Below are 11,464 nucleotides of genomic sequence, written 5' to 3' on the forward strand. Positions count from 1 at the left end.
CCGGGGAATGATAATGAAAAAATGGTCTCACTGGCTGGCGGCTGGCGCGCTGGCACTGGGGATGCAGTCTGCCCAGGCGGACGACGGTAAAACGCTCTACTTCTATAACTGGACCGAGTATGTCCCGCCGGGCCTGCTGGAACAGTTTACTAAAGAGACCGGCATCAGGGTGATCTACTCGACGTATGAATCCAATGAGAGCATGTATGCCAAGCTCAAAACCTGGAAAGATGGCGCCTACGATTTGGTGGTGCCTTCAACCTACTTCGTGGCGAAGATGCGTAACGAAGGCATGTTGCAGAAGATCGATAAGAGCCAGCTGAGCAACTTCAGCAACCTTGATCCAAATCTGCTGAACAAGCCGTTCGATCCCAACAACGATTACTCCATCCCCTACATCTGGGGCGCAACGGCGATTGGCGTCAACCGTGACGAGATCGACCCTAAGAGCGTCACCCGCTGGGCCGACTTGTGGAAACCGGAATATAAGCAGAGCCTGTTGCTGACCGACGATGCGCGGGAAGTGTTTCAGATGGCGCTGCGTAAGCTCGGTTACTCCGGTAACACCCGCGATCCGGCGCAGATCAAGGCGGCTTATCAGGAGCTGAAAAAGCTGATGCCGAACGTGCTGGCGTTCAACTCCGACAATCCGGGCAACCCCTACATGGAAGGTGAAGTGAATCTGGGGATGATCTGGAATGGCTCAGCCTATGTGGCCCGTCAGGCGGGAACGCCGCTGGAAGTCGTCTGGCCCGAAGAAGGCGGCATTTTCTGGATGGATAACCTGGCCATTCCTGCTAACGCGAAAAACAAAGCGGGCGCGCTGAAGCTGATTAACTTCCTGCTGCGCCCCGACGTAGCGGCAAAAGTGGCAGAGACCATCGGCTATCCAACGCCGAATCTGGCCGCCAGAAAACTGCTGCCAGCGGCGGTGGCGAACGATCCGTCACTCTATCCGTCCGATGAAATCATTCAGCACGGCGAATGGCAGGATGATGTCGGCGATGCCAGCGTGCAGTATGAGACGCTGTTCCAGCAGCTGAAAGCGGGCCGTTAAGCCTGATAACCGGGCGGCAACAGCCGCCCGATTTATTTGTACAGGCCGCGCAGCAGCGTATGCACGAACTCCGGCACCACTTCGCTGGCCAGGCCGTAGTGACGCTCGGCAAACTCATTGCCCACCTGGCTCGGCTCCAGGTTCAGCTCGACGGTGTGCGCGCCCTGCAGTTTGGCTTCATGCACAAAACCGGCTGCCGGATAGACATGGCCTGAGGTCCCGATAGCAATAAAGTAGTCGGCCTGCTCCAGCGCCTGATAGATCTGCTCCATGCCCAGCGGCATCTCACCGAACCACACCACATGCGGACGCAGCGCGGATGGAAACTGGCAGCAGGTACAGCGGTCATCCGGGGTGATATCACCGGTCCACTCAATCACCTGGCCGCTGTTGACACAGCGTACCTTCAGCAGTTCGCCATGCATATGCAGTACCCGCGCATTGCCGGCACGCTCATGCAGATTATCGATATTCTGCGTCACCAGCAGAAAGTTATCACCCAGCACCTGTTCCAGCTCCGCCAGCGCCAGATGGGCGGCATTGGGCTGAATCTCCGCCTGTTGCAGCTGCTGACGACGGGCGTTATAGAAACGTTGCACCAGCGCAGGATCGCGCTGGAAACCTTCCGGCGTGGCAACATCCTCAACATGATGTTCTTCCCACAAGCCGTCAGCGGCGCGGAAGGTACGGATGCCGGACTCAGCAGAAATGCCAGCGCCGGTCAGCACCACCACATGCGGCTGCGGATGGGCGGCCAGTTCGGCCTGACGATCACGCTCGAAAATTCGCTGGCGAAAGCGCTGATGCACCTTTCTCCGGGTCTTTTTAAGGCGGGCAAGTCGTATGCGGCGACGTGGTGTACGCATAAAATCTCCTGGAGCAGCGGCTTCGGCGAGCCGCTATAAACAAATTCTGGGCTGAAAACACCCGATAATAACGGTTGCGCATGACAGCGCCATGCAGCAGAGGCCGAAAATGTGCGCGGCGCGAAGAGTGGATTCGCGCCGCGTGTCATTACTGTCCGCTCAATACCCGAGCCGGGTCGATGCGGCTGGCGCGTCTGGCAGGATACCAGCTGGCGACCAGGCTCAACACAATGGCGGTAATCAGAACGGAGAACACATCGATCCAGTGCAGCTCCGACGGCAGGAAGTCGATAAAGTAAATATCGCCCGCCAGCAGATGATGGCCGGTGAGTGACTCCAGCCCGCGTACCAGATGTGTCAGGTTGAGTGACACCAGCACGCCCACCACCACGCCGCTGACGCTGCCGAGCAGGCCTGCCAGCAGACCGTACCAGATAAAGATGGCGCGAATCAGACGATCTTTGGCACCGAGGGTACGCAGCACCGCAATATCACTGCTTTTGTCTTTGACCGCCATCACCAGCGTGGAAACGATATTAAAGCAGGCAACGCCAATCACCAGCACCATCGCCAGATACATGATGGCGCGAATCATCTGGATATCGCGATACATGTAGCCGTAGGTGCCGATCCAGCTTTTGATATAGACATAAGAGCGGGTCGCTTCGCCGGCATCCCGTACCAGCTTTACCGCCTGGAACGGGTCATTCATTTTTAACGCAATGCCGGTGACGCTGTTGCCCATATCCAGATAGTGCTGTGCATCAGCCAGCGGCACCAGCGCCAGACTGTGATCGAGCATGCCGCTCAGCTGCAGGATACCGCTGACCTGAAGCCGGATACGCTTCGGCTGCAGCAGCTTATTCTCCCCGTCGTTATTCGGGATCATGATGGTAATCCAGTCACCCTGTTTAACCTTCAGCGTATCCGCAATGCCGCCGCCGAGGATGATCTGCTGTTTACCGGCGGCAAAAGTGGACCAGGCGTTGCTGGCGACAAACTGCGGCAGCGCGCTGAGACGCGGCTCCTGCGCCGGATCGACGCCTTTCACCTGCAGCGCTTCCAGCCGCGCACCGCTTTCAATCAGCCCGGTGAAGTTGATATAAGGCGCCGCCGCCGCAATGCCGGGGACCTTTTCAATCGGTGCAATCATCGACTGCCAGCGCTGAAACGGCTGATTCACCGCTTCAATCTCACCGTGCGGTACCACCGCCAGAATGCGGTTATTCAGCTCACGCTCAAACCCGTTCATCGCGCTCAGGCCGATAATTAACACCGCCACGCCCAGCGCAATACCGATGGTTGAGATCACCGAAATCAGCGATACCATGCCGCCACGGCGACGACCCCGGCTAAAGCGCAGACCTAACAGCAGCGATAACGACGATCCCATTACACCGCTCCTGCCATGCTCAGCTGTTCGCTTAACTGCCCGTCACGCATCTCCATCTGGCGCGACATCCGTTTCGCCAGCTGCAAATCGTGGGTCACCACCAGAAACGCGGTGCCCTGACGCACGTTAAGTTCACCCAGCAGGGCAAAAATCGCATCGGCATTGCGCGCATCGAGGTTACCGGTGGGCTCATCGGCCATCACCAGACGAGGACGGTTGACCAGCGCACGGGCAATCGCCACGCGCTGACGTTCACCGCCCGACAGCTCCGATGGCCGGTGAGCGGCGCGGTGATCGAGTCCCACCGCGGCCAGCATCTCGCGGGCGCGATCCTGCGCTTCAGCTTTGGCCACTTTGCCAATCAGCAACGGCATCGCCACGTTCTCCAGCGCGCTAAAATCGGGCAGCAGATGATGAAACTGATAGATAAAGCCCAGCTCGCGGTTGCGCAGATCCGCTTTAGCCGAGGAGGACATGGCGTTCAGTGACTGACCATCAAATATCACATCGCCCGAGGTCGGCGCATCCAGACCGCCCAGCAGGTGCAGCAGGGTACTTTTGCCCGATCCCGAACTGCCGACGATGGCCGTCAGTTCACCAGGCTGCAGGCTGAAAGCCACATTGCGCAGCACATCGGTCTGCACGCTGCCTTCCTGATAGCGTTTACACAGGTCGCGACACTGCAACAAAGGAGAGTTACTCATAACGTAAAGCCTCAGCGGGTTGAACGGCGGCAGCGCGCCACGAAGGATAGAGCGTAGAAAGCAGCGCCACCACCATCGCGCTCAGGGCGATGGTCACCACTTGCCACAGATTAATGTCGACCGGCAGCGCGGCACCATCAAGGAACAGGCCGATCAGCGGCATCAGATTATTCAGCTGACTGGCCAGCAACACGCCCAGCAGCGTACCGAGTAAGGTGCCGATAATGCCGGCGCTGGCGCCCTGCACCATAAACACCGCCACAATCTGTCGGCGCGTCAGCCCCTGGGTTTGCAGGATCGCTACCTCGCCCTGCTTCTCCATAATCAGCAGGCCCAGTGAGGTGATGATGTTAAAAGCGGCAACGGCGATGATCAGGCTCAGCAGCAGCCCCATCATGTTTTTCTCCATCCGCACCGCCTGGAACAGATCGCCCTTGCGCTCACGCCAGTCTTTCCATACCAGCCCGGCTGGCAGGGTCTGCTGACTCAGGCTATCAACCTGCAGCGGCTTATCCAGCCACAAGCGCCAGCCGGTAATATTCCCGGCCGGGTAGCGCATCACGCGCGACGCATCCTGCTGATTGACCAGAATCTGATAGCCATCAACTTCACTGTTGGCGGCATAGGTACCCGCCACGGTAAACAGACGCTGGCTCGGGACCCGTCCCATCGGGGTAAACTGGCTGACCGACGGCACCATCAGACGCAGCTGATCGCCGCGCTTCACGCCGAGCTGTGACGCCAGCTGCTCGCCGAGGATCACATTATATTGTCCGGGTTGCAGTACGCTCTGTTGGGTATTGACCAGAAAAGGGGTGAGCGGATCTTTTTCATCCGGCTGAATGCCGAGCATCACGCCCACCGAGACGCTGTGCGGGCTTTGCAGCACCACGTTGGCGGTGGTCAGCGGCGCAATGCGGCTGATGCCCTGCAACGCCAGGCTGGAAGCCGGTTGTTGTTGCGGGTTGATACTGCCTTTATCGCTGGTCACCAGCGCCTGAGGCATCAGCCCAAGAATGTTGCCTTCAAGCTCACGTTCAAAGCCGTTCATGACGGACAGAACCGTCACCATCGCCAGCACGCCAAGCGTAATGCCAATAGTAGAAAGCCAGGAGACAAAGCGACCGAAGCGATCCGATGCGCGTCCGCGCATGTAACGCAGACCGATAAATAGCGCGACAGGTTGATACATGGAATCCAGTAAGCCGTTGCCTGAAAATAGGTAGGGGGATGATAAAGGAGCCGCTGCCTTTATGAAACCTCTAACCCTCTGAGTCGGCGGCAAAGTTGTATCAGAACGGGTCAGGCTGCGCGACAAAGCGCCAGTATAGCGGCTAAAGCCGCGGGTTATTGGCGGATTATCCCGCAGCGATCGGGGTAGACTACAATCAGTAAGACGATAAGGCGTGACGTTATCGCACAGCGGTAAGAGGTAGCGACCATGTTTAAATTTCCCAAAGGCAGCATCGTAAAACATAAATCCGGGGAGATCAGAGGCGAAGTGATCAACGTCTTCGGGCAGGGAGATGCGCCCGCCGGCTACTACGTAAAATGGGATGATGGCAATCATAGCTATCATTCTGAGCAGGAATTAACCTGGGCGAACATTGACCGCCCGCGCATGTATTACACACAGCAATCCATAAAATAATCCTCAGCCCTGTCCGGCTGTTTACCCCGTCGCCACCGTGCGACGGCGGTTTTCCCCCGCCCTTCTCCTCGATTTGCCATCTACGCTGACCCTCGCTTATCCCGCCCGAACCGCGGGTTCCGCTCGCTGCCGCAGGAAAATTGTGCCGCAGAGGTGATCGCCATGACGTAATATGGAATGATTACGTCCTGGTAAAAATGGAGCAACCCCGAGATCCCATGTCCGAACAGACTCGCTATACCCTGCCCGTTAAATCCGGCGATCACCGTCAGCTCGGCCAGCTTATTGGCGCTGCGCACGCGGTGGAGTGTGCCAGCATTACCGAGCGACATGCCGGTCCGGTGTTAATGATTACGCCCGATACCCAAACCGCCCTGCGTCTGCTGGACGAGATCCGCCAGTTTACCGATCTGCCGGTGGCGCATCTTGCCGACTGGGAAACGCTGCCTTACGACAGTTTTTCACCGCATCAGGATATTATTTCCGCCCGTCTGTCGACGCTGTATGGATTGCCGGTAATGCAGCGCGGCATGCTGATTATGCCGGTCAATACCCTGATGCAGCGCGTCTGCCCGCACAGTTTCCTGCACGGCCATGCGCTGGTGATGAAACAGGGACAGAAACTGTCGCGCGATCGGCTGCGCGATCAGCTGGAGCAGGCGGGTTACCGTCATGTCGATCAGGTGATGGAGCATGGCGAATACGCCACGCGCGGTGCGCTGCTCGATCTCTTCCCGATGGGCAGCGACCAGCCCTACCGCATCGACTTTTTTGATGATGAGATCGACAGCCTGCGCCTGTTTGATGTCGACAGCCAGCGTACGCTGGAAGCGGTAGCGGAAATCAATCTGCTGCCTGCGCATGAGTTCCCCAGCGACAAGGCGGCGATTGAGCTGTTCCGCAGCCGCTGGCGCGAAATTTTTGATGTGCGCCGCGAGTCGGAGCACGTCTATCAGCAGGTCAGCAAAGGGACGCTGCCCGCCGGTATCGAATACTGGCAGCCGCTGTTTTTTGAGCAGCCGCTGCCCAGCCTGTTCAGCTATCTGCCTGACAATACGCTGATTGTTAACTGCGGCGATCTGGAAGGGAGCGCGACCCGCTTCTGGCAGGATGCCGAAGCCCGCTATGAGAATCGCCGGGTCGATCCGATGCGTCCGCTGCTGGAACCCACCAACCTGTGGTTACGGCCTGATGCGTTAATGGGCGAGCTGAAAAGCTGGCCGCGTATCCAGATGACCAATGAGCAGCTGCCCGCGAAAGCCGCCAACACCAATCTGGGTTACCAGCCTCTGCCCGACCTGACAGTACAGGCGCAGGCTAAAGCGCCGCTGGATCATCTGCGTCAGTTCATCGAAACCTTTAGCGGTGCGGTGGTGTTCTCGGTTGAGAGTGAAGGTCGTCGCGAAAGCCTGCAGGAGCTGCTGGCGCGCATTAAACTCCGTCCTCAGGCGGTCAAACGCTTCGATCAAACCGGCGAAGAACGGTTCAGCCTGATGATTGGCGCCAGCGAGCGCGGCTTTATTGATACGCAGGGCAACCGGGCGCTGATTTGTGAAAGCGACCTGCTGGGTGAGCGCGTCAGTCGCCGCCGCCAGGATACCCGCCGCACGATTAACCCGGACATTCTGATTCGTAACCTGGCCGAGCTGCATCCCGGCCAGCCGGTGGTCCATCTTGAACATGGCGTTGGCCGCTACATTGGCCTGACTACGCTGGAAGCGGGCGGCATTCAGGCTGAATACCTGATGCTCTCCTACGCCAACGACGCCAAACTCTATGTGCCGGTCTCCTCGCTGCATCTGATCAGCCGTTACGCTGGCGGTGCCGACGATAATGCGCCGCTGCATAAGCTCGGCAGCGATGCCTGGTCACGCGCCCGGCAGAAAGCGGCCGAAAAAGTCCGTGACGTGGCGGCAGAACTGCTGGATATCTACGCTCAGCGTGCCGCCAAAACCGGTTTTGCCTTTAAACATAATCGTGAACAGTACCAGCTGTTCTGCGAAAGTTTCCCGTTTGAGACTACGCCCGACCAGGCGCAGGCGATCAATGCGGTGCTCAGTGATATGTGCGAGCCGCTGGCAATGGACCGCCTGGTATGCGGTGACGTGGGCTTTGGTAAAACCGAAGTGGCAATGCGCGCCGCGTTTTTGGCGGTTGAGAACAATAAGCAGGTGGCGGTGCTGGTGCCGACCACCCTGCTGGCGCAGCAGCACTACGATAATTTCCGCGATCGCTTCGCTAACTGGCCGGTGCGGATTGAAATGTTGTCGCGCTTTCGTACCGCCAAAGAGCAGGCCCAGGTGCTGGAGCAGGCCAGCGAGGGCAAGATCGATATTCTGATCGGTACCCATAAGCTGCTGATGAGCGATCTCAAATGGCGCGATCTCGGCCTGCTGATCGTCGATGAGGAGCACCGCTTTGGCGTGCGTCACAAAGAGCGGATTAAAGCGATGCGGGCCGATGTCGATATCCTGACCCTGACCGCAACGCCGATCCCGCGGACCCTGAATATGGCGATGAGCGGCATGCGCGATCTGTCGATCATTGCCACCCCGCCGGCGCGCCGTCTGGCGGTGAAGACCTTTGTGCGTGAGTTTGACGATCTGGTGATTCGTGAGGCGATCCTGCGCGAAATATTGCGCGGCGGGCAGGTCTACTACCTCTATAACGACGTCGAAAATATCGAGAAAGCGGCACAGCGCTTAACCGACCTGGTGCCGGAAGCGCGTGTCGCCATTGGTCACGGTCAGATGCGTGAACGCGACCTGGAACGGGTGATGAATGATTTCCATCATCAACGGTTTAACGTGCTGGTGTGTACCACCATCATTGAGACCGGCATCGATATTCCAACCGCCAATACCATCATCATTGAGCGTGCGGATCACTTCGGTCTGGCGCAGTTGCATCAGCTACGGGGACGCGTCGGCCGATCGCATCATCAGGCCTACGCCTGGCTGCTGACGCCGCATCCTAAAGCGATGACGGCTGATGCGCAGAAGCGGCTGGAAGCGATCGCGTCGCTGGAAGATCTGGGTGCCGGTTTTGCGCTGGCGACGCACGATCTGGAGATTCGCGGTGCCGGCGAGCTGTTGGGTGAGGAACAGAGCGGCCAGATGGAGACGCTGGGCTTTTCGCTCTATATGGAGCTGCTGGAAAATGCGGTGGATGCCCTGAAAGAGGGTCGCGAGCCGTCGCTTGAAGATCTCACCAGCAACCAGACCGAAGTCGAGCTGCGGATGCCCGCCCTGCTGCCGGAAGAGTTTATTCCGGATGTCAGTACGCGCCTCTCCCTCTATAAACGCATCGCCAGCGCGGAGAGTGAGGATGAATTGCAGGAGCTGAAGGTAGAGATGATCGACCGCTTTGGCCTGCTGCCCGATCCGGCACGCAACCTGCTGGACGTGGCAATTTTGCGGCTTAAAGCGCGGGCGGTGGGCGTACGCAAGATTGAAGCCAGCGACAAAGGTGGCTATTTCGATTTTGCGCCAGATAACAGCGTTGATCCGACCTGGCTGATTGGCCTGCTGCAGAAAGATCCTAAACAGTGGAAGCTGGAAGGTCCGACGCGCTTACGCTTTACCCGTGAACTGTCGGAAAGGAAAGTCCGCATGGAATGGGTGCAGGGATTCGTATCACAACTGGCTGAAAATCGGGCCTAGCGCCCTTTCATTGCGGTGTTCGGCAAAGTGGAGTAAAAACAAAAAGGCGCATCTCAGGATGCGCCTTTTCTTTACTACTGTGCTGTGTGGCCGCTAATGCGGCAAAGCTTTGCCCAATTACGCCTGGTCGCTATTAAGAATCAGCTGACCATTGCGGTCCAGTGGGATACGTGTGCCAGGGTCATTTTCCATGCGGATTTTGCCCTGCTGGTCGCCTATTTTATAGGTCACGTCATATCCCAGCATTTTCTCTTGTTTATCATATACCGTTTTGCAGCGCTGCTCGGTTGTGGTGTAGGTATCACGGTTCTGCATACCGGCCTGGACCTGATTACCGGCATAACCACCGGCAACGGCACCTGCCACCGTCGCTACATCTTTACCGCGACCGCCACCAAACTGATGACCTAATACTCCACCCGCTACTGCACCTAATACCGAGCCAGCCAGACGGTTTTCATCCTGTACCGCACGACGATGCGTCAGCGTCACATTACGACACTCCTGACGCGGCTGCTTAATGCTCTCTTTGATGGGCGTTGCAGCCAGCACCTGTGCGTATTGTGGACCGCGATCAAACACATTCATGCCTGCCACGGCGGCAACACCTAACGCCGCTGCCACACCAATACCGATACCCGCTAACATTGATTTATTCACAGGAAGTTCCTCCTGAAAGTGTTACCGCGCATTCCTGCCGCTGAAGCATCCTCTTCAACTGAGGCAGATCGGCGTGCGCGACTCGCCGTGTTTCATGGGATTAAGTTTTACAGATGGACCGAAATTGCAACATCAGATAAATGGAGGAAAACGGTCACTCTGGCAACAGTGCCAGCTTTTAGGAGAGTTCCGAGGCGGAAAAAGCAGCAGCAATAACGGGTGAAAGAGAGGAGTCAGACCTGAAAAATCAGTGGGATAGCCGCTGCGCTAGCTGAAATTTAAGCGTGACGCCGCAGGGTGCTTGACGTTGCCTTAGTCAGGCTCCGTAACGGCACTTTACCGTAGCCCGTGTCACGCTTGCGGTAAATTAGCTGAGAGTGGCGGGCAGCTACACTGTTTTGTGGTGAACAGGATAAGCATTCCGGTTCCGTACCGTAATGCTTATCCTCTCGGCGATTTAGAAACGGTAGCCAACGGCGATATTAAAGCCATTGATGGCGACATCATCGTTATATTTGACCCTGGTACCTTCATAGCCAACACTGATGGACAGTGCGCTTATCGGGTTAACCACTACGCCTGCACCGTAAGCAAAGGAGGTTTTGCTTTCGTTATACTCTTCAGAGTATTGCGTCAGATAAGTGGTTTTATCTTCAACTTTGGTATGAGCCAGACCGATCAGACCATACAAGCTGACATAGTCATTGATACGATAGGCCGGACCCGCCATCAGTGAATAATATTTCAGCTCTGTTTTGCTGTCATACCCACCAATTTCATTAAAATAATCATTACGCTCGGAATAGGTGTCATCGCCTTTCATGTAGCTGAATGACCCGATAACGCTTAATGGGGAATCCCATTCATAACGATACTGAACATTCACCCCACGGATATTTTTAAAATCGTCCACCTTACTTTGCGCATAACCGACCGAGACGGTATGGTTATCCGCCAGCGCAGCGCTACCGGTAAACAGGCCACCACAAAGTAATGCCATTAACGCAATTTTGCTTTTCATTCCCGGATTATTCCTTTCAATAATTTAAAATTATTCCCCTGCGCTTCACGCAGGACTTCGTTCCCTGAATCACCAATATCCGACGGAAAGAGAATGTCGACTATCCATCCGCCTATACCGGACAGGAATTTCTTAGCGCACGCCGCGATTCGCTATCAGTGCGGAATCACCAGGTGCGCTGTTTAAGCACGTTAAGACTTCATGTACAAAAGACCGCTGCATTTTAAATTTTGTGACGCGACTACGCTTTTAAATTACTGGCATATGATATCAGTTGACAACCGCTAATTAATCAAAAAACCAGACCTTGAATCTGAACTCTATAGGCGATCTGCATTAATAAAATATGAAGTTAGCTCTTTTCAACTCTCATATAATTCGTGCCATCATTAAATCAAAAGCCGACCAGCGCATCAAGACCGGATATCGGTAAAATAAGCATTTTGGGAA

General features: G+C 56.4%; 9 protein-coding genes. 3 read left to right on the top strand and 6 right to left on the bottom strand.

Annotation, left to right across the window (positions count from 1 at the left end; translation table 11 throughout):
• Window positions 1–13 precede the first annotated feature (13 nt).
• The gene (gene potD, locus LZU96_RS12340; protein WP_233984604.1) at window positions 14–1,057 is read left to right on the top strand and encodes a spermidine/putrescine ABC transporter substrate-binding protein PotD; all 1,044 of its coding nucleotides are present in this window, start codon (window positions 14–16) and stop codon (window positions 1,055–1,057) included.
• A 32-nt stretch (window positions 1,058–1,089) separates the two neighbouring features.
• Here potD and cobB read toward each other — a convergent pair whose 3' ends face one another.
• The 4 genes from cobB to lolC all read right to left on the bottom strand — a co-directional run bounded on the left by cobB (window position 1,090) and on the right by lolC (window position 5,212).
• Window positions 1,090–1,923, bottom strand: a complete 834-nt coding sequence (cobB, locus tag LZU96_RS12345) for a Sir2 family NAD+-dependent deacetylase (RefSeq protein ID WP_031374476.1) — start codon at window positions 1,921–1,923, stop codon at window positions 1,090–1,092.
• Between the two features lie 148 nt (window positions 1,924–2,071).
• Window positions 2,072–3,316: a lipoprotein-releasing ABC transporter permease subunit LolE gene (gene lolE, locus LZU96_RS12350; protein ID WP_233984605.1), complete on the bottom strand. Its 1,245-nt coding sequence runs from the start codon at window positions 3,314–3,316 to the stop codon at window positions 2,072–2,074.
• The gene (lolD, locus tag LZU96_RS12355; protein ID WP_094120409.1) at window positions 3,316–4,020 is read right to left on the bottom strand and encodes a lipoprotein-releasing ABC transporter ATP-binding protein LolD; all 705 of its coding nucleotides are present in this window, start codon (window positions 4,018–4,020) and stop codon (window positions 3,316–3,318) included. The genes lolE and lolD overlap by 1 nt, the downstream gene beginning before the upstream one ends.
• Window positions 4,013–5,212 carry a lipoprotein-releasing ABC transporter permease subunit LolC gene (gene lolC / locus LZU96_RS12360; protein WP_233984606.1) on the bottom strand — a complete coding sequence of 400 codons (1,200 nt, stop codon included), beginning with the start codon at window positions 5,210–5,212 and terminating at the stop codon, window positions 4,013–4,015. Before lolC ends, lolD begins: the two co-directional genes overlap by 8 nt.
• Window positions 5,213–5,461: 249 nt before the next feature.
• Between lolC and LZU96_RS12365 the strand changes: the two genes are divergently transcribed.
• Together LZU96_RS12365 and mfd are read left to right on the top strand one after the other, a co-directional pair.
• Complete coding sequence (locus tag LZU96_RS12365) at window positions 5,462–5,671, top strand: hypothetical protein (RefSeq protein ID WP_233984607.1); 210 nt, start codon at window positions 5,462–5,464, stop codon at window positions 5,669–5,671.
• 218 nt (window positions 5,672–5,889) lie between these two features.
• Window positions 5,890–9,333: a transcription-repair coupling factor gene (mfd, locus tag LZU96_RS12370; RefSeq protein WP_233984608.1), complete on the top strand. Its 3,444-nt coding sequence runs from the start codon at window positions 5,890–5,892 to the stop codon at window positions 9,331–9,333.
• A 117-nt stretch (window positions 9,334–9,450) separates the two neighbouring features.
• On the opposite strand, the gene LZU96_RS12375 is transcribed toward mfd, so the two are convergent.
• Window positions 9,451–9,993 carry a glycine zipper 2TM domain-containing protein gene (locus tag LZU96_RS12375; RefSeq protein WP_094120406.1) on the bottom strand — a complete coding sequence of 181 codons (543 nt, stop codon included), beginning with the start codon at window positions 9,991–9,993 and terminating at the stop codon, window positions 9,451–9,453.
• A 457-nt stretch (window positions 9,994–10,450) separates the two neighbouring features.
• On the bottom strand, window positions 10,451–11,014 hold the full coding sequence (locus LZU96_RS12380; protein WP_233984609.1) for an Ail/Lom family outer membrane beta-barrel protein: 564 nt from the start codon (window positions 11,012–11,014) through the stop codon (window positions 10,451–10,453).
• Between the last annotated feature and the right edge of the window lie 450 nt (window positions 11,015–11,464).

It is taken from the genome of Pantoea agglomerans, from assembly GCF_021397715.1.
Lineage (GTDB): Bacteria > Pseudomonadota > Gammaproteobacteria > Enterobacterales > Enterobacteriaceae > Pantoea > Pantoea astica.